This is a genomic window from Citrobacter sp. R56 (assembly GCF_016811995.1).
Taxonomy (GTDB): domain Bacteria; phylum Pseudomonadota; class Gammaproteobacteria; order Enterobacterales; family Enterobacteriaceae; genus Citrobacter_D; species Citrobacter_D enshiensis.
In genome coordinates, this window is record NZ_CP069159.1 from 3,818,999 (window position 1) to 3,844,856 (window position 25,858).

Below are 25,858 nucleotides of genomic sequence, written 5' to 3' on the forward strand. Positions count from 1 at the left end.
TATAACACTGCTGCCACTTTAGCCTGGCAGTGGGTGATTATTGCCTGCAATTAAAGATATAGAGCCAAACACATATGCCTTTTACACTTGGTCAACGCTGGATCAGCGATACAGAAAGCGAACTGGGACTTGGAACTGTTGTTGCGATGGATGCGCGAACCGTCACCTTACTTTTCCCGGCTACAGGTGAAAACCGTCTGTATGCGCGTAGTGACTCCCCCGTGACCCGCGTGATGTTTAATCCCGGTGATACGATTACGAGCCATGAAGGCTGGCAGTTGCAAATCGATGAAGTAAAAGAAGAAAACGGTCTGCTTGCCTACGTGGGTACTCGTCTTGATAGCGAAGAAGCGGGCGTCATGCTACGTGAAGTGCTGCTCGACAGTAAACTGGTCTTCAGTAAACCGCAGGATCGTCTGTTTGCCGGTCAAATCGACCGTATGGACCGATTTGCGCTGCGCTATCGCGCACGTAAATTTCAGAGCGAACAGTATCGCATGCCGTGGAGCGGTCTGCGCGGTCAGCGTACCAGCCTGATCCCGCATCAGCTCAATATCGCTCATGACGTTGGCCGTCGCCACGCCCCGCGCGTGTTGTTAGCGGACGAAGTCGGTCTGGGAAAAACCATTGAAGCGGGAATGATCCTGCATCAGCAATTGTTGGCCGGTGCGGCAGAGCGCGTATTGATTATCGTGCCTGAAACATTACAGCATCAGTGGCTGGTTGAAATGCTGCGTCGTTTTAATCTGCGTTTCGCGCTGTTTGATGATGAACGTTACGCAGAAGCCCAGCATGACGCCTATAACCCGTTTGAAACCGAACAACTGGTTATCTGCTCGCTGGACTTCGCCCGTCGCAGTAAGCAACGCCTGGAACACCTGTGCGATGCCGAATGGGATCTGATGGTTGTCGATGAAGCGCACCACCTGGTGTGGAGCGAAGATGCACCAAGCCGTGAATATGCCGCGATCGAACAGCTGGCGGAACGCGTTCCGGGGATCCTGCTGCTTACCGCAACGCCGGAACAACTGGGGATGGAAAGCCACTTCGCGCGTCTGCGTCTGCTGGACCCAAGCCGTTTCCACGACTTCGGGCAATTTGTCGAAGAGCAGAAAAATTACCGTCCGGTTGCGGATGCCGTTGCGATGCTGCTGGCAGGCAATAAGCTGAGCAATGACGAACTCAATATGCTCGGCGACCTGATTGGCGAGCAGGATATCGAACCGCTGCTGCAAGCCGCCAACAGCGATCGTGAAGACGCACAGAGTGCCCGTCAGGAACTGGTCTCCATGCTGATGGACCGCCACGGCACCAGCCGCGTGCTGTTCCGTAACACCCGTAATGGTGTTAAAGGCTTCCCGAAACGCGAACTGCACACCATTAAACTCCCGCTGCCAACGCAGTATCAAACGGCGATTAAAGTCTCCGGGATTATGGGCGCACGTAAAAGCGCGGAAGACAGGGCTCGCGACATGCTCTACCCGGAGCAGATTTATCAGGAATTCGAAGGTGATACAGGAACCTGGTGGAACTTCGATCCCCGCGTTGAATGGCTGATGGGCTACCTGACCAGTCACCGTTCGCAGAAAGTGCTGGTGATTTGTGCGAAAGCCACCACCGCATTACAGCTGGAGCAGGTTCTGCGCGAACGCGAAGGTATTCGCGCCGCCGTATTCCACGAAGGCATGTCGATTATTGAGCGCGACCGCGCTGCCGCCTGGTTTGGGGAAGAAGACAGCGGCGCTCAGGTTCTGCTCTGTTCTGAAATCGGTTCCGAAGGCCGTAACTTCCAGTTCGCCAGCAACCTGGTAATGTTTGACCTGCCATTCAACCCGGACCTGCTGGAACAGCGTATTGGTCGTCTGGATCGTATTGGTCAGGCGCATGATATTCAGATCCACATTCCTTTCTTAGAAAAAACCGCGCAGTCGGTACTGGTTCGCTGGTATCACGAAGGCCTGGATGCGTTTGAGCACACCTGCCCGACCGGGCGCACCATCTATGACACGGTGTATAACGATCTGATCACCTTCCTGGCCGCGCCTGAAAACAGCGATGGCTTCGACGAGCTGATTAAATCCTGCCGCGAACAGCATGAAGCACTGAAAGCACAACTGGAGCAGGGTCGTGACCGCCTGCTCGAAATTCACTCGAATGGCGGTGAAAAAGCGCAACAGTTGGCCGAAAGTATTGAAGAGCAGGATGACGATACCAACCTGATTGCGTTTGCCATGAACCTGTTTGATATCGTGGGTATTAATCAGGACGATCGCGGTGAGAATCTGATTGTACTGACCCCTTCCGATCACATGCTGGTGCCGGACTTCCCGGGTTTACCTGAAGATGGCTGCACCATTACCTTCGAGCGCGATGTGGCACTGTCGCGCGAAGATGCGCAGTTTGTGACCTGGGAACACCCGCTGATCCGTAACGGTCTGGATCTGATTTTGTCGGGCGATACCGGCAGTAGTACGATTTCTCTGTTGAAAAACAAAGCATTGCCGGTCGGTACCTTGCTGGTAGAACTGGTGTATGTAGTGGAAGCCCAGGCACCGAAACAGCTGCAACTTAACCGCTTCCTGCCAGCAACGCCGGTCCGTATGCTGCTGGACAAAAACGGCAACAATCTGGCGGCACAGGTTGAGTTCGAGACCTTTAACCGCCAGTTAAGCGCCGTGAACCGTCACACCGGCAGTAAGCTGGTCAATGCGGTTCAGCAGGATGTCCACGCGATTTTACAACTGGGTGAAGCGCAGGTAGAAAAATCCGCCCGTGCGTTGATCGACGCCGCACGCAGCGAAGCCGATGAGAAACTCTCCGCAGAGTTGTCGCGTCTGGAAGCGCTGCGCGCAGTCAACCCTAACATCCGTGATGACGAACTGACGGCTATCGAGACAAATCGTCAGCAGATTCTGGAAAGCCTCGATCAGGCGAACTGGCGTCTGGATGCGTTGCGCCTTATTGTCGTCACGCATCAATAACGGAGCTGAAAATGGGAATGGAAAACTACAATCCGCCGACGGATCCCTGGCTGGTTATCCTGTATCAGGATGAGCACATTATGGTGGTCAACAAGCCGAGCGGCTTGTTGTCTGTACCGGGTCGTCAGGAAGAGCACAAAGACAGCGTGATGACGCGTATTCAACGCGACTACCCGCAGGCAGAGTCGGTGCATCGTCTTGATATGGCGACCAGCGGCGTGATTGTAGTGGCGCTCGCAAAAGCGGCTGAGCGTGAACTCAAACGCCAGTTTCGCGAGCGCGAACCGAAAAAGCAGTATGTTGCGCGTGTGTGGGGACATCCCGCACCCAGTGAGGGGGTGGTCGATTTACCCCTGATTTGTGACTGGCCGAACCGGCCAAAGCAAAAAGTGTGTTATGAGACGGGAAAAGCGGCACAAACCGGGTATGAGGTAGTGGATTACGCGGCGGATAATACCGCCAGGGTCGTCCTCAAACCGATTACCGGGCGTTCTCATCAACTACGCGTACACATGCTGGCACTCGGGCATCCTATTTTAGGCGACCGGTTTTATGCGCCCCCGGAAGCGCTGGCGATGGCGCCACGCTTGTTACTGCATGCCGAAATGCTGACCATTACGCATCCCGCTTACGGTAACAGCATGACCTTCAAAGCCCCGGCAGATTTTTAATGTCGGCCTGACTGCCGGATAGCGTGCAATGCATTGCTATCCGGCATCACGGATTACTTGAACCCTTTTTGTTCCTTAATCAGTTCATACGCCTTTTGAATTTCCTGCGCTTTTTGCTTCGCCATCTCCATCATCTCCGGCGGTAAACCTTTCGCCACCAGTTTGTCAGGATGATGCTCACTCATCAGCTTACGATAGGCGCGTTTGATCGTTGTCGCATCGTCGCCAGGTTTCACGCCGAGTACGTTGCAGGCATCTTCCAGCGTCGGTCCTCGTTGCGCCTGTTGCCAACCGCCGCCAGATTGTTGCTGATATCCGCCGCCAAACTGTGCCCCGCCCTGCATCATGCGCAGAAACTGGTCAAACTGCGTGCGGGAAATCCCTAACTCTTCGGCGATGACATACAGCACTTCCCGCTCGTTCGGATGCAAAGTGCCATCGGCAAACGCCGCCTGAATCTGAATCTCCAGAAACATGCGGATTAGATCGAATCGCCCAAAACAGACGCTACGAAACTGGCGCATTTTTTCACGTAATGGGTAATTGTCTGATTTTCCGACGCGGAAGGCATGTTGCGCCGCTGTACGCGATTCACCGTGCAAATTCATCCGATCCATCAACTGACTGGCGATATGAATATCGGCTTCGGTGACGCGCCCTTTCGATTTGGTTAAGTGTCCCATGACTTCAAAAGTCGTGGCAAAAAACAGCGCCTGACGCTCACGTTGGTTCGCAAACCACGCCATTTTGCGACTGCGGGCTTTGTCGAACATGTGCCCGACCAGCAGGCCTAAAACCACGCCCCAGAAGCCTCCGCCCATCATTAGAGCCACGGCGACACCAATTATTTTTCCCCAGTACTGCATAGACTCCCCAAATCTTTACGCGGTCAGTGAGGCTATGTCCCACAATATAAGGTGCTTTTACGGTAATCAACGCTACGGTCAATTGTGGGACATAGCCTATAATTTGCATTATCATACCTGTCATTCAATGCCGTGCCTAACACCACAGACGCTATATCCATTGGATTTCGAGTTGCAACAAGGCGATAACGTACCGCCAAAAACGATGCAGCCAGGAAGATGGCGGGTATAAAACGGACAGGATTAACACTAGCGCAGTGAAGATGAGTACGTTAGTCTCTGACCGTTTGTCACGCGCAACGCTACCGATGATGGAACAATAAATACAACGTATGAAAAAACGTATTCCCACTCTTCTGGCCACCATGATTGCCAGCGCCCTTTATAGCCAGCAGGGCGCCGCAGCCGATCTCGCCTCACAGTGTTTGCTGGGCGTGCCGAGCTATAACCGTCCACTGGTGCAGGGCGAGACGAACGAGCTACCCGTTACCATTACGGCCGATCACGCCAAAGGGAACTACCCTGATGACGCGGTGTTTACCGGTAATGTGGATATCGCCCAGGGCAATAGTCGCCTTCTGGCTGATGAGGTACAACTCCATCAGAAAGAAGCGCAAGGCCTCCCTGAGCCCGTTCGTACTGTCGATGCGCTGGGTAACGTCCATTATGATGACAACCAGGTCATCCTGAAGGGACCAAAAGGTTGGTCGAACCTGAATACCAAAGACACTAACGTGTGGGAAGGCGACTATCAGATGGTCGGTCGTCAGGGGCGTGGTAAAGCGGACCTGATGAAACAGCGTGGCGAAAACCGTTATACCATCCTTGAAAACGGTAGCTTCACCTCCTGTTTACCCGGCGCTGACACCTGGAGCGTGGTGGGCAGTGAAGTTATCCACGACCGCGAAGAGCAGGTGGCGGAAATCTGGAACGCCCGTTTTAAAGTCGGCCCTGTTCCGGTCTTCTATAGCCCGTATTTGCAGTTACCGGTTGGCGATAAACGCCGCTCAGGCTTCCTGATCCCGAATGCGCAGTACAGCAGTAATAACTATTTTGAGTTCTATCTGCCGTATTACTGGAACATCGCGCCCAATATGGACGCCACGATCACGCCACACTATATGCACCGCCGTGGCGGCATTATGTGGGAGAACGAATTCCGCTACCTCACCCATGCGGGCGCCGGTTTGATGGAGTTTGACTACCTGAACTCCGATGATGTCTATAGTGACGAAAATCCTAACGATGACAACTCGCGCCGCTGGTTGTTCTACTGGCAACACTCAGGTGTCATGGACCAGGTGTGGCGTTTCAACGTCAACTATACCAAGGTCAGTGACTCCAAATACTTCAATGACTTTGATAACAAGTACGGTTCCAGTACTGACGGCTATGCGACGCAGAAATTTAGCGTCGGCTATGCGGTGGAAAACTTTGACGCCACCGTGTCGACCAAACAATTCCAGGTCTTTAGCGATCAGAGCACCAGCAGTTACTCGGCGGAACCACAGTTAGACGTTAACCTCTATCAGAATGACGTCGGTCCTTTTGATATGCGTATCTACGGTCAGGCTGTTCATTTTGTGAACACCAAAGACGATATGCCGGAAGCGACCCGTCTGCATCTGGAACCGACCATCAATTTGCCGTTGTCGAATCAGTGGGGCAGTATCAATACGGAAGCGAAGCTGCTGGCGACCCACTACCAACAGACCAATCTGGATTCGTACAATAACAATCCCAAGAATTTGAATAAGCTGGATGAGTCCGCAGACCGCGTGATGCCGCAGTTCAAAGTCGACGGAAAGATGATATTTGAACGCGACATGGCCACCTTCGCCCCTGGCTACACCCAGACGCTGGAGCCGCGCGCGCAGTATCTGTATGTCCCGTTCCGTGACCAGAGCGGTATCTACAACTACGATTCGTCTTTGCTGCAGTCTGACTATTCTGGCCTGTTCCGCGACCGTACTTATGGCGGTCTGGACCGTATCTCTTCCGCCAACCAGGTCACGACCGGCGTCACATCTCGTGTATATGATGACGCTGCCGTTGAACGTTTTAACGTTTCTCTGGGTCAAATCTACTATTTCACGGAGTCTCGCACTGGCGATGACAACATAAAATGGGAGAATGATGACAAAACGGGTTCACTGGTCTGGGCGGGTGACACCTACTGGCGCATTTCCGATCGTTGGGGTTTACGTAGCGGCCTGCAATATGACACGCGTCTGGACAGCGTGGCGACCAGCAGCAGCAGCATTGAATACCGTCGGGATGAAAATCGCCTGGTGCAACTGAACTATCGGTATGCCAGTCCGGAATATATTCAGGCAACATTGCCCAGAAATAGTAGCGACACGCGCTGGAATGCCCCGCAGTATAAAGACGGGATTAATCAGGTCGGTATGGTGGCAAGCTGGCCGATTGCTGACCGGTGGTCCATTGTTGGCGCCTACTACTATGACACCAATGTGAATAAAGCTGCCGACCAGATGCTCGGTCTACAGTATAACTCCTGCTGCTATGCGCTGCGCTTCGGGTACGAACGTAAGCTGAACGGTTGGGATAGTGACAAACAAGAGTCTGTCTATGACAACGTGATCGGCTTTAACATCGAGCTGCGTGGCCTGAGCTCCAACTATGGCCTCGGCACGCAAGAGATGCTGCGCTCGAACATTCTGCCGTACCAGAACTCTTTGTGATCTGATTGATTTACCACGTAATCCGCATTGCGGTTAATTGAAATGGAAAAAGTATGAAGAACTGGAAAACGCTGCTTCTCGGTATCGCCATGATCGCGAATACCAGTTTCGCTGCCCCGCAGGTAGTCGATAAAGTCGCAGCCGTCGTCAATAACGGCGTCGTACTCGAAAGTGACGTCGATGGGTTAATGCAGTCAGTAAAACTCAACGCAGGTCAGGCGGGTCAACAGCTTCCGGATGACGCTACGCTGCGCCATCAGATCCTTGAACGTTTGATCATGGATCAGATTATGCTGCAGATGGGCCAGAAAATGGGCATCAAAATCTCTGACGAGCAGTTGGATCAAGCCATCGCCAACATTGCCAAGCAGAACAACATGACGCTGGATCAGATGCGTAGCCGTCTGGCTTACGACGGTCTGAACTACTCGACCTACCGTAGCCAGATCCGTAAAGAGATGATCATCACTGAAGTGCGTAACAACGAAGTACGCCGTCGTGTAACGATTCTACCTCAGGAAGTTGATGCGCTGGCCCAGCAGGTGGGTAAACAAAACGATGCCAGCACCGAGCTGAACCTGAGCCATATTCTGATTCCGCTGCCGGAAAACCCAACCTCCGACCAGGTGAACGAAGCCGAAAGTCAGGCGCGTTCTGTCGTTGAGCAAGCGCAAAGCGGCGCTGATTTCGGCAAACTGGCCATCGCCCATTCTGCTGACCAACAGGCGCTGAATGGCGGCCAGATGGGCTGGGGTCGAATTCAGGAACTGCCGGGTATCTTCGCTCAGGCACTGAGCACAGCGAAGAAAGGCGATATCGTCGGTCCGATTCGTTCAGGTGTCGGCTTCCATATTCTGAAAGTGAACGATATGCGTGGCCAGAGCCAGAGCATTTCGGTGACTGAAGTTCACGCCCGTCATATTCTTCTGAAACCGTCGCCGATCATGACCGATCAGCAGGCGCGCCTGAAACTGGAAGAGATCGCTGCGAACATCAAGAGTGGTAAAACCACGTTTGCCGCCGCAGCGAAAGAGTTCTCTCAGGATCCGGGTTCTGCCAACCAGGGCGGCGATTTGGGCTGGGCTGCGGCTGACATTTTCGACCCAGCCTTCCGCGATGCGCTGACCCGACTGAACAAAGGCCAGATGAGCACCCCTGTGCACTCTTCCTTTGGCTGGCATCTGATCGAACTGTTGGATACGCGTAACGTTGATAAAACTGACGCCGCCCAGAAAGACAGAGCCTATCGCATGCTGATGAACCGTAAATTCTCGGAAGAAGCAGCGACCTGGATGCAGGAACAGCGCGCCAGCGCCTACGTTAAAATTCTGAGCAATTAATGAGCAGAACACAACGTGTTGTCATCACTCCCGGCGAACCCGCCGGGATTGGTCCGGACCTGGTTGTCCAGCTTGCACAGCGTGAGTGGCCGGTAGAACTCGTCGTCTGTGCCGATGCCACGCTACTAAAAGACCGGGCAGCCATGCTCGGTTTACCGCTCACACTACTCCCTTATTCGCCCCACTCTCCAGCCAGGCCCCAACCCGCTGGCACGCTGACCCTCTTGCCTGTCGCGCTGCGCGCATCGGTCTCTGCAGGTCAGTTGGCCGTCGAAAATGGGCAGTATGTGGTGGATACGCTGGCTCGCGCCTGTGATGGTTGTCTGCAGGGCGAATTTGCGGCGCTGGTGACCGGCCCGGTTCACAAAGGCATCATTAATGATGCTGGCGTGCCATTTACCGGACACACGGAGTTTTTAGAAGAACGCTCACAGGCGAAGAAAGTGGTCATGATGCTGGCAACCGAAGAACTTCGCGTTGCGTTGGTCACCACGCATCTGCCGCTCAGAGCCGTTGCCGATGCCATTACACCGGCCCTGCTGCAAGAGGTGATCGGCATTTTGCATCACGACCTGCGCCTGAAATTTGGCGTGGCCGATCCGCATATTCTGGTGTGTGGTTTGAATCCGCATGCCGGAGAAGGCGGTCATATGGGAACGGAAGAGATCGATACGATCATTCCGGTGCTGGATGCGCTACGTGCGCAGGGTATGCATTTAAGCGGCCCACTGCCCGCCGATACGCTATTTCAGCCTAAATACCTCGATAGTGCCGATGCTGTTCTGGCAATGTACCACGATCAGGGTCTTCCCGTGCTAAAATACCAGGGCTTTGGGCGCGGCGTGAATATCACGTTGGGCCTACCCTTTATTCGCACATCTGTTGATCACGGCACCGCGCTTGAACTCGCGGGTCGTGGAGAAGCCGATGTCGGCAGTTTTATTACGGCGCTTAATCTCGCCATCAAAATGATTGTTAATACTCAATGAATAATAGAGTCCATCAGGGCCACTTAGCCCGTAAACGCTTCGGGCAAAACTTTCTCAACGATCAGTTTGTGATCGACAGTATCGTTTCTGCTATCAACCCGCAGAAGGGTCAGGCCATGGTCGAAATCGGTCCTGGACTGGCAGCACTGACGGAGCCGGTAGGCGAACGCCTGGATAAGCTCACGGTCATCGAACTCGACCGCGATCTGGCTGCACGTCTGCAAACACACCCGTTCCTGGGGCCGAAGCTGACAATTTATCAGCAAGATGCCATGACCATGAATTTTGGCGAGCTTTCCGAAAAAATGGGACAGCCGCTGCGTGTGTTTGGCAACCTGCCCTACAACATCTCCACGCCGTTGATGTTCCATCTCTTTAGCTATACTGATGCCATTGCTGACATGCACTTTATGCTGCAAAAAGAGGTTGTGAACCGTCTGGTTGCAGGACCAAACAGTAAAGCGTATGGTCGATTAACCGTCATGGCGCAGTATTACTGTCAGGTGATCCCGGTTCTTGAAGTGCCGCCATCGGCCTTCACGCCGCCGCCTAAAGTGGATTCTGCCGTCGTACGTCTGGTGCCGCATACAACGATGCCGCATCCGGTCAAAGATGTTCGCGTACTGAGCCGTATTACTACCGAAGCCTTTAACCAGCGTCGCAAAACGATTCGCAACAGCCTCGGTAATTTGTTTAGCGTTGAGCTGCTGATCGAACTGGGCGTTGACCCGGCAATGCGGGCAGAGAATATTTCTGTCGCGCAATACTGCAAGATGGCGAACTATCTGTCAGAGAACCCGCCGTCGAAGGAGAGTTAAGCATGATCAATTCGCCCCGAGTGTGTATTCAGGTACAAAGCGTCTATATTGAGGCGCAGTCCGCACCTGATGATGAACGTTACGTCTTTGCATATACCGTGACCATCCGCAATTTGGGGCGAGCGCCAGTACAGCTGTTAGGTCGCTACTGGCTGATTACCAATGGTCATGGCCGTGAAACTGAAGTACAGGGTGAGGGTGTGGTTGGCGTACAGCCACACATCGCGCCTGGTGAAGAATATCAGTATACCAGCGGTGCCGTCATTGAAACGCCGCTGGGCACCATGCAGGGTCATTACGAAATGATCGACGAAAATGGCGTCGCCTTTACGATCGATATCCCCGTATTTCGACTCGCTGTTCCTACACTCATTCATTAAAACTAGAGCGATGGCAACATACCTCATTGGCGACGTTCACGGTTGCTACGACGAACTGATCGCATTGTTAGAACAAGTAGAATTTACCCCAGGGAATGACACCTTATGGTTGACGGGCGATCTGGTCGCCCGTGGTCCCGGTTCTCTGGATGTGCTGCGCTACGTTAAATCACTGGGTGACAGCGTTCGCTTAGTGCTGGGCAATCACGACCTTCATTTGCTGGCTGTATTTGCTGGCATCAGCCGCAATAAACCCAAAGACAGGCTTACTCCGCTTCTGGAAGCGCCAGATGCAGACGAACTGCTCAATTGGTTGCGTCGTCAGCCGCTATTACAGGTTGATGAAGAGAAGAAACTGGTCATGGCCCACGCGGGCATCACGCCACAGTGGGATCTACACACCGCCAAAGAGTGCGCACGCGATGTCGAAGCGGTCTTATCCAGCGACTCTTACCCTTTCTTTCTGGACTCGATGTACGGTGATATGCCAAACAACTGGACACCAGAGTTAACGGGGCTGGCGCGCCTGCGTTTTATCACCAACGCGTTTACCCGCATGCGCTACTGTTTTCCGAACGGTCAACTGGATATGTACAGCAAAGAGTCACCGGAAAACGCACCGGCGCCGCTGAAGCCCTGGTTTGCCATTCCGGGACCGGTTAGCGAAGCGTATAGCATTGCTTTCGGACACTGGGCCTCACTGGAAGGAAGAGGCACGCCAGAGGGTATTTACGGGCTGGATACGGGATGCTGCTGGGGCGGTGACTTAACCTGCCTGCGTTGGGAAGATAAAAAATATTTTGTGCAGCCATCAAACCGCCACCGAAATCCTGGCGGACATGAAGCGGTGGCGTCGTAATCGCGCAACAGGAATACAGGCCGGATAAGACGCGTCAGCGTCGTCATCCGGCACTCTGCGCCTGATTCTCTGATAAAGCGTCGCTTATCAGTCTTACCGGCGTTCCAGAACTTCGAAGCAGTAACTGTGAGAGTTCTGCTCGTCGGCGTCATGAAATTCACTGAATACCGATTCCCAGTCATCGGGCTCGTAGTCCGGGAAATGCGTATCCCCTTCAACTTCGGCATCAATGTGCGTCAGATACAGCTTCTGCGCTTTCGGCAGGAACTGCTCGTAAACGCGGCCACCGCCAATCACCATAATCTCTGGCGCATCACCACAGGCTGCCACCGCGTCGTCAATAGAGGTCACCCACTGCACACGATCGTCGGTACCTGGCTGGCTGCTGATAACGATATTCTTACGCCCTGGCAGCGGTCGACCGATGGATTCCCAGGTGTGACGTCCCATAATGACAGGCTTGTTTAACGTGTTACGTTTAAACCAGGCGAGATCGGCAGGCAAGTTCCACGGCATGGCGTTTTCCATGCCAATAACGCGATCTACCGCTAACGCCGCAATCAGACTGATCATTGAATAATTCCCGGATGCAAAAAAATTGTCGCCACTATACGGAAAGCGCAATCTTTCGTCGACTGGCGGAAAGAAGATGAGCACGAAAATTTTCCGTTCTGCTGGCGACCCCACTCATTTAAAGTGGAGTGCCAGCCTTACAGTAGTTCAAAAACAGTCAATTAGCAGTAAAGTTTGCAGAACATCACATTTTTTACCCTATGCTGACGGTTTTACTTCCGGCTCATCGGCAACGTCGCCCGTATGTTTACCTTCATCCGTGCCTTGCCAGCCATGGCGTTGAATTAAAGACAAATGTTCGCGATCTTCGGTGATGATTTCACTCAGCATTGCACTGGTGCGTTTGTAGACGGCCGCGCGGGCATTTGCGTCATTTTCCCCCATCGCCATCTCTTCGACCATTTGCGTATTGAAACGGCGGAACAAGTCCGCGCGCTCACGCGCTTCATAACGGCCTAACCCTAAACTTTCGAGCGCCAGACGCCCGGTCTTTAACGCGCCTTCAAAGGTTTCACGTTCCGGCATCTCCACCCCGGCCTGTCGCAAACGAATGTAGTGATCGACATCGCGGGCGCGGGCAAGAATTTGCAGATCGGGGAAATGGGTCTTCACCATTTCAGTCAGCTCAAGACTGGTTTGCGGATCGTCAATGGCGTTAATTAACACCTCTGCTTTTGCAGCCCCCGCAGATTCCAGCAAATCCATGCGCGTCGCATCGCCGTAAAACACCTTCATACCAAATTTACGCAGCGTCTCAATATGGTCAGGGTCGTGATCGAGGACGACCATTTTCACCCCGCTCGACAACAGCAAACGGCCGGTTATCTGACCATAGCGCCCGAACCCGGCGATGATCACCCGCGGTTGTTCTTCATCAATTTCATCGGCTTCACGTTCTTCATCAGCCGCAGATTTCTCCATCCGGGTCAGCAGCACCAGCAAAATCGGCGTCGCCGCCATAGAGAGAGCCACCGCCAGCGTCAGCGCTTTGGCCCATTCAGGATCCAGCACATTCGCCATTTGCGCCGCACCAAACACCACAAACGCAAATTCACTCCCCTGCCCTAATAATACGGCAAACCAGCGACGTTGTTTGTTCGGTACCTGCAACGGTCTGGCGATTAGCCACAGCATGCCCATTTTAATGACCAGGAAGCCCACCAGCAGAATGACGATACGCAGCGGGTTATCAATCAGCGTGCCAAAATCAATCGACATGCCGACGCCAATGAAAAACAGCCCCAGCAATAACCCTTTAAACGGCTCAATATCACTTTCCAGCGCATGTCGGTATTCTGAACTCGCCAGCAACACGCCAGCCAGAAACGCGCCCATCGCCATTGAGAGCCCCACCTCTTCCAGCAGCAAACCGAAGCCGAATACAAGGAACAGCGCCACGGCGCTGAAGACTTCCCGCAGGCCTGAACGAGCCACAAAGCGCAGCGCCGGACGCGTAACATAGCGCCCCAGCAACACCACCAACACCAGAGCACCTGCGACTTTTAATGCAGAAAGCGCAAACGCCCCCAGGGTCGTGGCTGCACCGCTAGCCGCCAGCAAGGGAATCATCGCCACCAGCGGAATCGCTGCGATATCCTGGAACAGCAGCACCGCAAAGGCGCTACGCCCCATTTGGGAAACCGTCAGATTACGTTCGTTCATCGCCTGCATGGCGATGGCCGTCGAGGAGAGCGCCAGCGTCATACCAATCAGTTCCGCAACCTGCCAGCGCAGACCGAGGAACATACAGAACAGCCCAATCAGGCCGCCACAGACCACCATCTGCAACGCGCCGCCGCCAAACACCGAGGCCCGCAGTTTCCACAAACGCTGCGGATCCAGTTCAAGGCCGATAACAAACAGCATCAGCACCACGCCAATCTCAGCAAAATGCAGGATAGATTCGGCGTCTGTCACCAGGCGTAATCCCCAGGGGCCGATAATGCATCCGGCGATGAGATACCCCAGTACCGACCCTAAACCAAGTCGCACGGCAATCGGCACGATCAGCGCCGCAGAACCCAGATAAATTAACGCCTGTATTAGCGTGTGGCTATCCATTGTGCGCCTCCTGCCATTCCATCAACCGCTGCTTGTAGTGACGCGCCTGCGCCTGCAACGTTTCATCATCGCAAATAAAGGTGCAATGCACAGCAAACGGCGGCTGCCAGGTCAATCCGCAGTAAATTGCAGTGGCCTGCAGAGGTTGAGAAAGCACGTCAAACCCCGGGTGTGAGCCAATATCAAAATGGCTTTCGCCGCCGCCCGTGGTGACGGCCCACATCAGGTGTTTATCGCGAAGCGCGGATCCGCCGTGCCCATAGGCCCAGCCGTGAGAAAGAACTTTATCCATCCAGAGTTTAAGCAAGGGGGGAACGCCGTACCACTGCATCGGGTGTTGCCAGATGACCAGGTCAGCACGGGATAGCGCTTCCTGTTCTGCGGCGATATCAATATTGAAGTCGGGATAGAGCTGGTAAAGAGAGCGAATTTCTACACCGTCCAGCGTCCTTGCCTGTTCGAGCATCCGCTTATTCGCATGCGAATGGTGCGGATAGGGATGCGCGTAAATGATAAGAATCATGATTAGCCTGTTATTTTGCGACACTCTTTTACCACAGAGTGTAGTCAGTTATTCACCAGGCTTATAGTCAATATTCTTGAGCGGTCAGGATGAGAATTCTGAACAAGGGAGTCCGGCCGCTTATGGCTTACCACGAATTTTCATATTTCCTGCCTGCAACAGCGTCAGGCCACGCGTTTCCGGAGCAAACATGACGGAGACAACCAGACCTATCAGCGAAATCAGTGCCCCAATCAGCATCACGTTATTAATTCCGTAGCGGGTGATGAAAATCGGTAACGCCCAGGTGGAGACCACCGTCCCAATACGGCTGAGCGACATGATGACACCGACCGCAGAAGCGCGAATGTCAGTGGGAAACAGTTCGTTGGGGTAAAGCCATTGCAAAATACCCGGCCCACCGGAGAAAAACGCATAGACCGCAAATGCCACCACCACCAGACCGATGCCTAAATGGGGGATAAACCCAAGCAGCGCCAGGGCAAACGTCATCATCGCAAAGCTGCCGATAAGCAACGGGCGGCGACCGATGCTGTTCAGCCAGAACATGGCCGGAACACAACCCAGCATAAAGAAGAGGCTGATCACCACGTTTCCTAATGCCGCACTCCGCCCCTGCTCCCAGCCGAGCAACCCGACTATCTGCGGACCAAAGGTGTAGATGGCAAACATCGGGATCACCTGGCAGGTCCAGATAACCGCCACGAAAAGCACAAACGGAAAATGGCGGCGGTTGAACAACTGCAGGAAGCGGGTTTCCTTAGGCGGTTCATCATCAAAAACGACGGGTTCGCCAAACAGTTTGATCATCATCTTCTGGCACTCTTCCACCCGCCCTTTGCGTAGCAGCCAACGCGGGGATTCCGGGAGGTCAAAACGGCCAATCAGGATGATAAGGCACGGAATGGCGGCGCTGCCAAGCATCCAGCGCCAGCCGCCTTCAACGTCATATAAGCAATAGCCGACCAGGTTGGCGCAGGTCGCGCCCACATACCACATGGCAGCAATAAAACCGATGGAGAACGCCCGCTGGCGGGTGTTGGAAAACTCGGTGATCATCGAGGTGGCGATGGGATAATCTGCGCCTATCACAATCCCAATCAGCACGCGCATGATGAGCAGTTCAAACGGTGTAGAGACAAACATGGTCGCCACCGATATCACCCCAATGGCGACGATATCGATAAGGAACATTTTGCGACGTCCGACCTTGTCGCAAATATAGCCAAACAGCGAAGTACCGACAAACAGCCCAGCCAGCGTCGCGGCGCCGAGCATACCGATCCACTCGGCATCCAGGCCCAATGTCGGGGTCAATTGCTCCAGCGCAACGCCGATGATGACGAGTACATATCCATCCAGAAAGGGCCCACCGCTTCCCCACAGCATGATACGGCGGTGAATAGATGAGAATTTGAGGTCATCAAAATTCCTGGGCTGCTGCATGGCTATTTCCTGTTTCATCGGCAATATTGCCGGATGGCGACGAGAAACGTCTTATCCGGCCAAAAAACTGCATATTTTAGTTGGCCGGATGCGCGTAAGCGCTACCCGGCATCGGGCTCAGCCGTAACGAAACTCCACGCCAAAGGTGCCACGCGGGTATTCCCACTTTTCCAGCGCCGTCCCCAAACCGAGGATCCGGCAGGTGCCGCATTCAAGACACCCTGCATAATCAAAACGTACGCTACCGTCATCCTGTTTTTTATACAATCCCGCAGGGCAGGCCTTGATCAGAACTTCCAGCGCCTGTTTATCGGGGTCAGTTTTCAGAATGATGTGTGGGTTTTCTTCATCCACATTGAATTTATTAACGCCCAGTTTGACGTCTACATTGACGGAAGAAGTCATAATGCGGTTACTCCTTTAATGCCGTCCTTCATCAGATTGATAAAGCCGACTTTCTTGGCATGGCGCAGGATTTTTTTACGCATCGGCACTGGCGCGCTGCCATCAATGGTGAAGAGATCGCGCGCAATGCCGACCACCATTTCAGGGTATTGCGTAAACATGCGCGGGTTGTCGAGGAATGCAGGTAAACGCTGGTACATGCGCATATCACGCATCGGGCCGTTGTCCAGATGCTGATGATATTCCGCCAGTCCTTGCTTGCTGAAATCGTTGCTACGCATGGCAGAGAGCACTGTTTTCGCGGCGGCTTCACCGGCTGATACCGCCAGATCCATACCGCGAATAGTAAAGCCCAGGTTCATACACATTCCGGCGGCATCACCGGCAATCAACACGCCGTCACCTACCAGCTCAGGCTGCATGTTCATTCCGGCCTCAGGAACGACGTGCGCAGCGTATTCGACCATCTTGCCGCCAGCAATGAGCGGCGCGACTGCTGGGTGTTGTTTAAAGTCTTCCAGCATTTGTGGAACCGATTTTTTGGCGTCTTTCAGATGATGAAGGCCGCACACCAGTCCCAGAGAAATGGTTGTTTCATTGGTATAGAGGAAACCGCCGCCCATCAGGCCATCGGTTGGCGATCCTGCAAACAGACAGGCAGCCCCTTCGTTGCCCTGCAGCTGGAAGCGATCTTCAATCACCGATTTAGGTAATTCGATAAGCTCTTTTACCCCGACCGCAACGTGTTCTGCTTCAACGCGTTTTGCCATGCCCAGCTGTTCCGCCAACAGAGAATTCACCCCGTCGGCAAGGATAACGACCTTCGCTTCGAGAATATCGCCATCGGCTTCTACACCCACCACTTTCCCGTCGCGCTTAACGACGTTATCGACGCGGATGCCGGTGATCAGCTGCGCACCCGCTTCTTCCGCCTGTTCCATGAGCCAGGCGTCAAATTTACTGCGCAGTACGGAATAAGAAACTTGTGAAGGCGCGGCGTCTTCACCGTTGAAATAATCCACCGTCATCGCCCCTTTATCCGTCATAAAGGCGAGTTTTTCGTGGGTAATTACACGTTCGACGGGGGCCTGTTCAGCAAACCCAGGGAGAATGCGTTCAAGACTATGGGCATAAATACGCCCACCGGTGACATTCTTCGCACCTGCAGAATTGCCGCGCTCGATAACTAACACCTGTGCCCCTTCACGGGCGAGCACCAGCGCCGCAACCGAACCGGCCAGCCCTGCTCCCACAATGATGGCATCAAAGATATCTTCGGACATAAGAACTCCAGATTAACCTGTCGATGGCAGGGCCGGGATCCGGCCCTGCCTGGTGGATCAGCGTGCTAACGCGCTCGTGAGCGCTGGCAGGATCTTCATGACATCGCCGACAATGCCGTAATCAGCGTATTGGAATATCGGGGCATTTTTATCTTTGTTAATGGCGCAAATGGTTTGTGAGCCGTTCGCCCCCACCATGTGCTGAATTTGCCCAGAAATCCCGACCGCCAGATACAGGTCTGGCTTAAGCATCAGGTTGGAGATCCCGACATAACGCTCGTGCTCCATCCATTTTTCGTTTTCCGCTACCGGGCGAGAGCAAGCCAGCTCCGCGCCAATGGCTTCGCACAGCGCGACCGCCAGAGAAATATTCTCTTTGCTGCCGATACCTCGTCCAACGCTGACCACCAGGCGCGCTTTGTCGAGATCAACGCTGTTGCTTTGACGCGCCAGTGTTGCCGTGCGGGTCACCGCAATCTCAGGTGACTGCCACTGTACAACCTGTGCAGTCCCACTCAGAGAGGCATCCTGAGCCGCGGCCTCAAACGTGCCGCTGCTGAGCGTGATAACAGCAAATGGCGACGCGATCGTCTCTTCACCAATGGCCAGACCGCCGTAGACCATATGCTTAACGGCCGCACGCCCCTCTTTTTGCTCTACCGCGCTCGCGTCGTTGGAGACGGCGGCTGACAAACGAAACGCCAGCTTTGCCGCCAGCAGTTTGCCGCGACGGGTATTAGGCAGCAGCACCACTCCCGCCTCGCTTTGCTGACGAATGGTTTGCACCATCACGTCGGCATAATCTTCCATCATGCGGTCATCGGGCTTACCGCTCAGTTGCCAGACGTGATTTGCGCCGGACTGAAACGCCGTCACACCGTCAGTATCGTGAAGCACAAACGCATTAATCTGTTCACCTAAAGCCTGTGCGCCACCCATCAGTTCCGGCAGGCGAGAAGGGGTATCGCTGAATACCCAGACACTGGAAAACTTGCTCATAACATCCCCTTTTAACGAATAATTTTGCGCAGATGATCGGCAAACGCGGCGATCTGTTCTTCACCATCGCCTTCAATGACGATGCGCTGACGTTCGCGCTGTTTCGGCGCAGCAACCTGTTGAGCGGAATACGCGTCAACCGCACTGAATCCGATATCCGCAGATGACCAGACCTGAACCGGTTTTTTGGCCGCGCCAAGAATGGCTTTCATGGACGGAATCTGCGGAGTGTTAATGTCGGTAGAAACGGCCACCACCGCAGGAAGGGGAATGCTCAGAGTTTCGATTTCATCTTCCAGCTCACGTTCCACCGTGAGGGTGTTATCCGCCAGCGAGAGGATCTTGCTGACGCCATTAATGGCGGGGATCTGCAGCGTTTCGCCTACCAGCAGGCTCACCTGCTGTGCATAAAGGTCAGAAGAACCATCGCCACAGACAATCAGATCAAAGCCGGATTTTTGCGCGGCGGCAGCCAGCGCGGCAGCCGTATGCTGCGGTAACGCCTGTTCAAACTGGTCGTCAATCACCACGATCAGTTCATCAGGACCACGGGAAAGCACATCTTTACGCCCTTTGGCGTTAGTCAGCGCTTTGCCACCCACGCTCAGCGCAATCACTTGAGCCTCGCCAACCTGCTGTTTTAACTGGCAAGCAGCTTCGATCGCATTCAGATCATATTGGCTGATTTTGCCATCCGCTTTGCTGAGATCTAATGATCCATCAGCATTATTAATTACAATATCCTGTTCATCAGGTACGCACTTGTAGCAAGTAATTATCTTCATTGCATCTCCAGAAATCATGAAGGAAACGTCGTTCATATCGGCAGTGTTAAATATACAGATACCACGCTCTTTAATTCGGAAATAAAACATTAATCACCAATATTGAAAATGTCACACACTGATATTTTCAACTTTCAATAATGTTAAGCCCCTCACCAATATTGAAAACAGACATCAAAACCCAAAACGTTCAATATTGTTTTGTTGATCACCAATATTGAATGCCAGAGAGTTAAAAAAGTAAAAAAATCACACTCAAATGTTTGATTTTAAAACAAAAACAAACAAATAATCGTCAAAAATCACCCGACATAAAAGTGTGACACAGGTAACAGTACACAGGGGGCTGAATACCCATTATGAAGTACTTTCCAACGCGTCCCCGAGGTTAATAAATCATTAAATTATTATTACAAAAAACAAACAATAAATAACATCCGGGAACACAAAATAAATTTTGTTTTGACACTGGAATTAACTCATGAAAAATGAAAAGAAAAAGTCTGGAATTGAACCAAAGGTTTTTTTTCCGCCCTTAATAATTGTTGGAATACTATGTTGGCTAACCGTTCGCGATCTTGATGCGGCAAATGTCGTTATTAACGCCGTATTTAGTTACGTCACGAATGTCTGGGGTTGGGCATTCGAATGGTACATGATCGTTATGCTTTTTGGTTGGTTCTGGCTGGTTTTTGGCCCCTATGCCAAAAAGAAATTAGGCGATGAAGCACCGGAATTCAGCACCACCAGCTGGATTTTTATGATGTTCGCCTCCTGTACCTCAGCTGCCGTCTTATTCTGGGGTTCGATTGAGATTTACTACTACATCTCAACACCACCGTTTGCCCTTGCGGCGAATTCCGTGGGCGCGAAAGAACTCGGACTGGCCTACAGCTTGTTCCACTGGGGACCGTTACCGTGGGCAACATACAGCTTCCTCTCCGTCGCGTTCGCTTACTTCTTCTTTGTTCGCAAAATGGACGTTATTCGCCCCAGCTCAACGCTGGTGCCGCTGGTCGGAGAGAAACACGCAAAAGGCTTATTCGGGACCATCGTTGATAACTTCTATCTGGTGGCGCTGATCTTTGCGATGGGTACCAGTCTGGGTCTGGCGACACCGCTGGTCACAGAGTGTATGCAGTGGTTGTTTGGCATTCCGCACACCCTGCAACTGGACGCCATCATCATCACCTGCTGGATCATCCTGAACGCGATTTGCGTCGCCTGTGGTCTGCAAAAAGGGGTGAAAATCGCCAGTGACGTACGTAGTTATTTGAGTTTCCTGATGTTGGGCTGGGTGTTTATTGTCAGCGGTGCCAGCTTCATCATGAACTACTTCACTGATTCCGTCGGCATGCTGCTGATGTATCTCCCACGCATGCTGTTTTATACCGACGCCATCGGCAAAGGCGGCTTCCCGCAAGGCTGGACGGTCTTCTACTGGGCCTGGTGGGTTATCTACGCCATCCAGATGAGTATCTTCCTCGCCCGTATTTCCCGTGGACGTACCGTTCGTGAATTGTGCTTCGGGATGGTGCTGGGTCTGACCGCATCTACCTGGATCCTGTGGACCGTTCTCGGCAGTAACACCCTGCTGCTGATGGACAAAAACATTCTCAACATTCCGCAGTTGATCGAACAACACGGTGTGGCGCGCGCCATCATCGAAACCTGGGCCGCACTGCCGTTCAGTACCGCCACGATGTGGGGATTCTTCATCCTCTGCTTTATTGCCACGGTAACACTGATTAACGCCTGTTCTTACACCCTGGCAATGTCGACCTGCCGCGAAGTACGCGACGGCGAAGAACCGCCTCTGCTGATTCGCATCGGTTGGTCAGTGCTGGTTGGCATCATCGGTATCGTACTGCTGGCGCTTGGTGGGCTGAAACCGATTCAAACCGCCATTATCGCCGGCGGCTGTCCGTTGTTCTTCGTCAATATCATGGTGACGCTGTCCTTTATTAAAGACGCCAAAGTGCACTGGAAAGACAAGTAACTTTAACCCCAATATATCAAGAGGTTGGAAGATGGATTTTAATTTAAATGACGAGCAGGAACTGTTTGTCGCCGGTATTCGTGAACTGATGGCCAGTGAAAACTGGGAAGCGTATTTTGCCGAGTGCGATCGCGACAGCGTCTATCCAGAACGTTTTGTAAAAGCACTGGCGGATATGGGCATTGATAGCCTGCTGATCCCGGAAGAACACGGCGGACTGGAAGCCGGTTTTGTCACCGTCGCAGCGGTCTGGATGGAACTGGGACGCCTGGGTGCGCCAACGTATGTTCTGTACCAGCTTCCGGGCGGTTTTAACACCTTCCTGCGCGAAGGAACCCAGGAGCAGATCGATAAGATCATGGCTTTCCAGGGGACCGGGAAGCAAATGTGGAACTCCGCCATCACAGAACCGGGAGCGGGATCAGATGTTGGCAGTTTAAAAACTACTTATACACGCAAAAATGGTAAGGTTTATCTTAACGGCAGTAAGTGCTTTATCACCAGTAGCGCCTATACCCCTTACGTTGTGGTAATGGCACGAGACGCCGCCTCTCCGGACAAACCAGTTTATACCGAATGGTGTGTCGATATGAGTAAAGCGGGCATCAAAGTTAACAAACTTGAGAAGCTCGGTCTGCGCATGGACAGCTGCTGTGAAATCAACTTTGACGACGTCGAACTGGAAGAGAAAGACATGTTCGGTCGTGAAGGTAATGGCTTTAACCGCGTAAAAGAAGAGTTCGATCACGAACGTTTCCTGGTGGCCTTAACCAACTACGGTACCGCGATGTGCGCCTTTGAAGATGCCGCGCGCTATGCGAATCAGCGCGTGCAGTTTGGCGAAACTATCGGTCGCTTCCAGCTGATTCAGGAAAAATTCGCTCACATGGCGATTAAATTAAACTCCATGAAAAACATGCTGTTCGAAGCAGCATGGAAGAGCGATAACGGCACCATCACCTCCGGTGATGCCGCGATGTGTAAGTACTTCTGCGCCAATGCTGCGTTTGAAGTTGTGGACAGTGCTATGCAGGTGTTGGGCGGCGTGGGGATTGCGGGCAACCACCGTATCACGCGTTTCTGGCGTGACCTGCGCGTTGACCGTGTATCCGGCGGTTCTGACGAAATGCAGATCCTGACGCTGGGTCGTGCAGTACTGAAACAATATCGCTAAATGGAATGCCCGGTAGCGCTTCGCTTACCGGGCCTACGTTTTTGTTGCCCGGATAAGGCGTTTACGTCGCTATCCGGCAACATGCAGCAGGAGCCATATCATGACCGAGCATTTACCGATGCCCACCTTTGGGCCACTTACCGGGTTGAGGGTTGTCTTCTCCGGGATTGAAATCGCTGGACCGTTCGCCGGGCAAATGTTTGCCGAGTGGGGCGCGGAAGTCATCTGGATTGAAAACGTTGCCTGGGCCGATACGATCCGCGTCCAGCCCAACTATCCACAACTTTCACGTCGTAATCTGCACGCTCTTTCCCTGAACATTTTCAAAGATGAAGGCCGGGAAGCGTTTCTTAAACTCATGGAAACTACCGATATTTTCATTGAAGCCAGTAAAGGTCCGGCATTTGCCCGTCGGGGGATCACCGATGAAGTGCTCTGGGAGCATAACCCGAAGCTGGTTATCGCCCATCTTTCCGGTTTTGGCCAGTACGGTACCGAGGAGTACACCAACCTTCCGGCGTACAACACCATCGCCCAGGCCTTCAGCGGCTACCTGATTCAAAACGGCGACGTCGATCAGCCGATGCCTGCCTTCCCTTACACGGCGGACTATTTTTCCGGCATGACCGCGACCACCGCAGCGCTGGCGGCACTGCACAAAGTGCGTGAAACCGGTAAAGGCGAAAGTATTGATATCGCCATGTACGAAGTCATGTTGCGCATGGGGCAGTACTTCATGATGGATCACTTCAACGGCGGTGAAGTTTGCCCGCGAATGACCAAAGGCAAAGACCCCTATTACGCCGGGTGCGGACTCTATAAATGCGCGGACGGCTATATCGTCATGGAGCTGGTCGGCATTACCCAAATTAACGAATGCTTTAAAGATATTGGCCTCGCGCACATCCTGGGGACGCCAGAAGTCCCGGAAGGCACGCAGCTGATTCACCGCGTCGAATGTCCGTATGGACCCTTAGTGGAAGAAAAACTGGATGCCTGGCTGGCAACGCACACCATCGCCGAGGTGCAGGAACGTTTTGCCGAGTTGAATATCGCTTGTGCAAAAGTACTGACTATCCCGGAACTGGAAGGCAACCCGCAATACGTTGCCCGTGAATCCATCACCCAGTGGCAAACGATAGACGGTCGCACCTGTAAAGGACCGAACGTGATGCCGAAATTCAAAAACAACCCTGGGAAAATCTGGCGAGGCATGCCTTCACACGGCATGGATACCGCCGCCATTCTTAAAAATATCGGTTATAGCGAAGCAGACATTAAAGAGCTGGTCGGCAAAGGTCTGGCCAAAGTTGAGAACTAAACGCGGTCGCGCTGGCTGGCTTTGCCAGTTAGCGCCATCACGGTGAAAAATGGATAGAGGTGCAATGGATATCGTTGGCGGACAAAACTTACGTCAGATGTGGGACGACCTTGCGGACGTCTATGATGATAAAATGGCGCTCATTTTCGAGTCCAGCGAGGGCATCGTACAGCAATTCAGTTATGCCTCGCTGAATGAGGAAATCAACCGTACAGCAAACCTGTTCCATTCGTTAGGTATTCGAAAGGGCGATAAGGTTGCACTGCATCTGGATAACTGTCCGGAATTTATCTTCTGCTGGTTCGGGCTGGCAAAAATTGGGGCTGTCATGGTGCCCATTAATGCCCGACTACTGCGGGAAGAAAGCACCTGGATTTTGCAAAGCAGCCAGGCTCATCTGTTAGTCACCAGCAGTCAGTTCTATCCGATGTACCAACAAATTCAGCAGGATGACGACAATCCGCTTACGCACATTTGTCTTATCGGGCAGGACATTCCACAGGTAGATGGCGTTATCAACTTTACGCAGTTGAGAGAGCAGCAATCCACCACGCTTCGTTATGCCCCGCCGCTCAGTACAGACGATACCGCCGAAATCCTGTTCACCTCTGGCACCACGTCACGCCCTAAAGGGGTGGTCATCACCCACTATAATTTACGTTTCGCAGGCTACTACTCCTCCTGGCAATGCGCCTTGCGCGAGGATGATATCTACCTGACGGTGATGCCTGCTTTTCATATCGACTGTCAGTGCACGGCGGCAATGGCCGCGTTCTCGGTGGGCAGCACCTTTGTATTGCTCGAGAAATACAGCGCCCGCGCGTTTTGGGAACAGGTACGAAAATACCGCGCCACCGTCACCGAATGCATCCCAATGATGATCCGTACGCTGATGGTGCAACCCGAATCGCCGCAAGACCGGCAGCATCACCTGCGCGAAGTGATGTTCTACCTCAACCTGTCGGTACAGGAAAAAGATGACTTTATTACACGCTTCGGCGTCAGATTACTGACCTCCTACGGAATGACGGAGACCATTGTCGGGATCATTGGCGACAGACCGGGAGACAAGCGACGCTGGCCCTCTATCGGGCGAGTCGGTTTTTGCTATGAAGCCGAAATTCGTGATGAGAACAACCGCCCTCTTCCCCCGGGGGAGACCGGTGAAATCTGTATCAAAGGCATCCCAGGGAAAACCATTTTCAAAGAATATTACGACCGCCCGGATGCGACCGCAAAAGCGCTGGAGCCAGAAGGCTGGGTGCATACAGGTGACTCCGGCTACCGGGACGAAGAAGGCTTTTTCTATTTTGTCGACCGGCGCTGCAACATGATCAAGCGCGGAGGGGAAAACGTCTCCTGCGTTGAACTGGAAAATATTATATCCGCACACCCGAAGATTCAGGACATCGTTGTTGTCGGGATTAAAGATTCTATTCGCGATGAAGCCATTAAAGCTTTTGTAGTGCTCAACGAAGGAGAGACGTTAAGCGAAGATGAGTTTTTCGGTTTTTGTGAAATGAATATGGCGAAATTTAAAGTTCCCTCTTTTATGGAGATACGAACCGATTTGCCACGCAATTGTTCAGGAAAAATAATCAAAAAAAATCTGAAATAACGCACACGGTGGGGAAATAGCCCACGCAGAAAAATATCACGACGAAATGGATGCAGCGCTTT

21 protein-coding genes are annotated in these 25,858 nt (G+C 52.9%); 12 read left to right on the forward strand and 9 right to left on the reverse strand.

Annotated elements, in window-relative coordinates; translation table 11 throughout:
• Positions 1-74 precede the first annotated feature (74 nt).
• Entirely contained in the window at positions 75-2,981 is a 2,907-nt protein-coding gene (gene rapA / locus JM656_RS18035) for an RNA polymerase-associated protein RapA (RefSeq protein WP_203358952.1), read from the forward strand.
• A gap of 11 nt (positions 2,982-2,992) precedes the next feature.
• Positions 2,993-3,652 (forward strand): bifunctional tRNA pseudouridine(32) synthase/23S rRNA pseudouridine(746) synthase RluA, encoded by a 660-nt coding sequence (gene rluA, locus JM656_RS18040; RefSeq protein WP_203358953.1) that lies wholly within the window; start codon positions 2,993-2,995, stop codon positions 3,650-3,652.
• A 53-nt stretch (positions 3,653-3,705) separates the two neighbouring features.
• On the opposite strand, the gene djlA is transcribed toward rluA, so the two are convergent.
• Entirely contained in the window at positions 3,706-4,518 is an 813-nt protein-coding gene (djlA, locus tag JM656_RS18045; protein ID WP_162380946.1) for a co-chaperone DjlA, read from the reverse strand.
• Between the two features lie 332 nt (positions 4,519-4,850).
• Between djlA and lptD the strand changes: the two genes are divergently transcribed.
• Genes lptD through apaH form a run of 6 tightly spaced genes read left to right on the forward strand, consistent with a single transcriptional unit; the run spans position 4,851 to position 11,609 of the window.
• On the forward strand, positions 4,851-7,223 hold the full coding sequence (gene lptD / locus JM656_RS18050; protein ID WP_203358954.1) for an LPS assembly protein LptD: 2,373 nt from the start codon (positions 4,851-4,853) through the stop codon (positions 7,221-7,223).
• A gap of 53 nt (positions 7,224-7,276) precedes the next feature.
• Positions 7,277-8,563, forward strand: coding sequence for a peptidylprolyl isomerase SurA (gene surA, locus JM656_RS18055; protein ID WP_192611050.1), 1,287 nt, complete (start codon positions 7,277-7,279; stop codon positions 8,561-8,563).
• Complete coding sequence (pdxA, locus tag JM656_RS18060; protein WP_203358955.1) at positions 8,563-9,552, forward strand: 4-hydroxythreonine-4-phosphate dehydrogenase PdxA; 990 nt, start codon at positions 8,563-8,565, stop codon at positions 9,550-9,552. Before surA ends, pdxA begins: the two co-directional genes overlap by 1 nt.
• Positions 9,549-10,370, forward strand: a complete 822-nt coding sequence (gene rsmA / locus JM656_RS18065; protein WP_203358956.1) for a 16S rRNA (adenine(1518)-N(6)/adenine(1519)-N(6))-dimethyltransferase RsmA — start codon at positions 9,549-9,551, stop codon at positions 10,368-10,370. Before pdxA ends, rsmA begins: the two co-directional genes overlap by 4 nt.
• 2 nt (positions 10,371-10,372) lie before the next feature.
• A complete protein-coding gene (gene apaG / locus JM656_RS18070) occupies positions 10,373-10,750 on the forward strand; it encodes a Co2+/Mg2+ efflux protein ApaG (RefSeq protein ID WP_192611047.1) in 378 nt (125 codons plus the stop codon).
• A gap of 10 nt (positions 10,751-10,760) precedes the next feature.
• Positions 10,761-11,609, forward strand: a complete 849-nt coding sequence (apaH, locus tag JM656_RS18075; protein WP_203358957.1) for a bis(5'-nucleosyl)-tetraphosphatase (symmetrical) ApaH — start codon at positions 10,761-10,763, stop codon at positions 11,607-11,609.
• Between the two features lie 93 nt (positions 11,610-11,702).
• Here the strand turns inward: apaH and folA are convergent, their stop codons facing one another.
• The 8 genes from folA to JM656_RS18115 all read right to left on the reverse strand — a co-directional run bounded on the left by folA (position 11,703) and on the right by JM656_RS18115 (position 19,684).
• Positions 11,703-12,182, reverse strand: a complete 480-nt coding sequence (gene folA / locus JM656_RS18080; protein WP_203358958.1) for a type 3 dihydrofolate reductase — start codon at positions 12,180-12,182, stop codon at positions 11,703-11,705.
• Positions 12,183-12,380: 198 nt separating this feature from the next.
• Complete coding sequence (gene kefC, locus JM656_RS18085; RefSeq protein WP_203358959.1) at positions 12,381-14,243, reverse strand: glutathione-regulated potassium-efflux system protein KefC; 1,863 nt, start codon at positions 14,241-14,243, stop codon at positions 12,381-12,383.
• On the reverse strand, positions 14,236-14,766 hold the full coding sequence (gene kefF / locus JM656_RS18090) for a glutathione-regulated potassium-efflux system oxidoreductase KefF (RefSeq protein WP_203358960.1): 531 nt from the start codon (positions 14,764-14,766) through the stop codon (positions 14,236-14,238). The genes kefC and kefF overlap by 8 nt, the downstream gene beginning before the upstream one ends.
• Positions 14,767-14,886: 120 nt before the next feature.
• The gene (locus tag JM656_RS18095; RefSeq protein WP_203358961.1) at positions 14,887-16,212 is read right to left on the reverse strand and encodes an MFS transporter; all 1,326 of its coding nucleotides are present in this window, start codon (positions 16,210-16,212) and stop codon (positions 14,887-14,889) included.
• A 117-nt stretch (positions 16,213-16,329) separates the two neighbouring features.
• On the reverse strand, positions 16,330-16,617 hold the full coding sequence (gene fixX, locus JM656_RS18100; RefSeq protein ID WP_162380925.1) for a ferredoxin-like protein FixX: 288 nt from the start codon (positions 16,615-16,617) through the stop codon (positions 16,330-16,332).
• Positions 16,614-17,900: an FAD-dependent oxidoreductase gene (locus JM656_RS18105; protein ID WP_203358962.1), complete on the reverse strand. Its 1,287-nt coding sequence runs from the start codon at positions 17,898-17,900 to the stop codon at positions 16,614-16,616. Before JM656_RS18105 ends, fixX begins: the two co-directional genes overlap by 4 nt.
• A gap of 57 nt (positions 17,901-17,957) precedes the next feature.
• Entirely contained in the window at positions 17,958-18,899 is a 942-nt protein-coding gene (locus JM656_RS18110; RefSeq protein WP_203358963.1) for an electron transfer flavoprotein subunit alpha/FixB family protein, read from the reverse strand.
• An 11-nt stretch (positions 18,900-18,910) separates the two neighbouring features.
• On the reverse strand, positions 18,911-19,684 hold the full coding sequence (locus JM656_RS18115) for an electron transfer flavoprotein FixA (protein WP_203358964.1): 774 nt from the start codon (positions 19,682-19,684) through the stop codon (positions 18,911-18,913).
• Between the two features lie 481 nt (positions 19,685-20,165).
• Between JM656_RS18115 and caiT the strand changes: the two genes are divergently transcribed.
• From caiT to caiC, 4 genes are all read left to right on the forward strand, one after another.
• Positions 20,166-21,683 (forward strand): L-carnitine/gamma-butyrobetaine antiporter, encoded by a 1,518-nt coding sequence (caiT, locus tag JM656_RS18120; protein ID WP_203358965.1) that lies wholly within the window; start codon positions 20,166-20,168, stop codon positions 21,681-21,683.
• Between the two features lie 31 nt (positions 21,684-21,714).
• Positions 21,715-22,857 carry a crotonobetainyl-CoA dehydrogenase gene (caiA, locus tag JM656_RS18125; protein WP_192611036.1) on the forward strand — a complete coding sequence of 381 codons (1,143 nt, stop codon included), beginning with the start codon at positions 21,715-21,717 and terminating at the stop codon, positions 22,855-22,857.
• Between the two features lie 100 nt (positions 22,858-22,957).
• The gene (gene caiB, locus JM656_RS18130) at positions 22,958-24,178 is read left to right on the forward strand and encodes an L-carnitine CoA-transferase (RefSeq protein WP_203358966.1); all 1,221 of its coding nucleotides are present in this window, start codon (positions 22,958-22,960) and stop codon (positions 24,176-24,178) included.
• A 64-nt stretch (positions 24,179-24,242) separates the two neighbouring features.
• The gene (gene caiC, locus JM656_RS18135) at positions 24,243-25,796 is read left to right on the forward strand and encodes a crotonobetaine/carnitine-CoA ligase (RefSeq protein ID WP_203361321.1); all 1,554 of its coding nucleotides are present in this window, start codon (positions 24,243-24,245) and stop codon (positions 25,794-25,796) included.
• Positions 25,797-25,858: the final 62 nt, after the last annotated feature.

What these genes read in the sequence shown, in the direction of transcription:
- JM656_RS18110 (WP_203358963.1), bottom strand. Translation starts at nt 18,899, where the DNA reads ATGAGCAAGTTTTCCAGTGTCTGGGTATTCAGCGATACCCCTTCTCGC.
- JM656_RS18105 (WP_203358962.1), bottom strand. Translation starts at nt 17,900, where the DNA reads ATGTCCGAAGATATCTTTGATGCCATCATTGTGGGAGCAGGGCTGGCC.
- apaH (WP_203358957.1), top strand. Translation starts at nt 10,761, where the DNA reads ATGGCAACATACCTCATTGGCGACGTTCACGGTTGCTACGACGAACTG.
- JM656_RS18115 (WP_203358964.1), bottom strand. Translation starts at nt 19,684, where the DNA reads ATGAAGATAATTACTTGCTACAAGTGCGTACCTGATGAACAGGATATT.
- rsmA (WP_203358956.1), top strand. Translation starts at nt 9,549, where the DNA reads ATGAATAATAGAGTCCATCAGGGCCACTTAGCCCGTAAACGCTTCGGG.
- surA (WP_192611050.1), top strand. Translation starts at nt 7,277, where the DNA reads ATGAAGAACTGGAAAACGCTGCTTCTCGGTATCGCCATGATCGCGAAT.
- fixX (WP_162380925.1), bottom strand. Translation starts at nt 16,617, where the DNA reads ATGACTTCTTCCGTCAATGTAGACGTCAAACTGGGCGTTAATAAATTC.
- lptD (WP_203358954.1), top strand. Translation starts at nt 4,851, where the DNA reads ATGAAAAAACGTATTCCCACTCTTCTGGCCACCATGATTGCCAGCGCC.
- rluA (WP_203358953.1), top strand. Translation starts at nt 2,993, where the DNA reads ATGGGAATGGAAAACTACAATCCGCCGACGGATCCCTGGCTGGTTATC.
- kefC (WP_203358959.1), bottom strand. Translation starts at nt 14,243, where the DNA reads ATGGATAGCCACACGCTAATACAGGCGTTAATTTATCTGGGTTCTGCG.
- pdxA (WP_203358955.1), top strand. Translation starts at nt 8,563, where the DNA reads ATGAGCAGAACACAACGTGTTGTCATCACTCCCGGCGAACCCGCCGGG.
- caiC (WP_203361321.1), top strand. Translation starts at nt 24,243, where the DNA reads ATGGATATCGTTGGCGGACAAAACTTACGTCAGATGTGGGACGACCTT.
- apaG (WP_192611047.1), top strand. Translation starts at nt 10,373, where the DNA reads ATGATCAATTCGCCCCGAGTGTGTATTCAGGTACAAAGCGTCTATATT.
- kefF (WP_203358960.1), bottom strand. Translation starts at nt 14,766, where the DNA reads ATGATTCTTATCATTTACGCGCATCCCTATCCGCACCATTCGCATGCG.
- JM656_RS18095 (WP_203358961.1), bottom strand. Translation starts at nt 16,212, where the DNA reads ATGCAGCAGCCCAGGAATTTTGATGACCTCAAATTCTCATCTATTCAC.
- caiB (WP_203358966.1), top strand. Translation starts at nt 22,958, where the DNA reads ATGACCGAGCATTTACCGATGCCCACCTTTGGGCCACTTACCGGGTTG.
- rapA (WP_203358952.1), top strand. Translation starts at nt 75, where the DNA reads ATGCCTTTTACACTTGGTCAACGCTGGATCAGCGATACAGAAAGCGAA.
- djlA (WP_162380946.1), bottom strand. Translation starts at nt 4,518, where the DNA reads ATGCAGTACTGGGGAAAAATAATTGGTGTCGCCGTGGCTCTAATGATG.
- folA (WP_203358958.1), bottom strand. Translation starts at nt 12,182, where the DNA reads ATGATCAGTCTGATTGCGGCGTTAGCGGTAGATCGCGTTATTGGCATG.
- caiT (WP_203358965.1), top strand. Translation starts at nt 20,166, where the DNA reads ATGAAAAATGAAAAGAAAAAGTCTGGAATTGAACCAAAGGTTTTTTTT.
- caiA (WP_192611036.1), top strand. Translation starts at nt 21,715, where the DNA reads ATGGATTTTAATTTAAATGACGAGCAGGAACTGTTTGTCGCCGGTATT.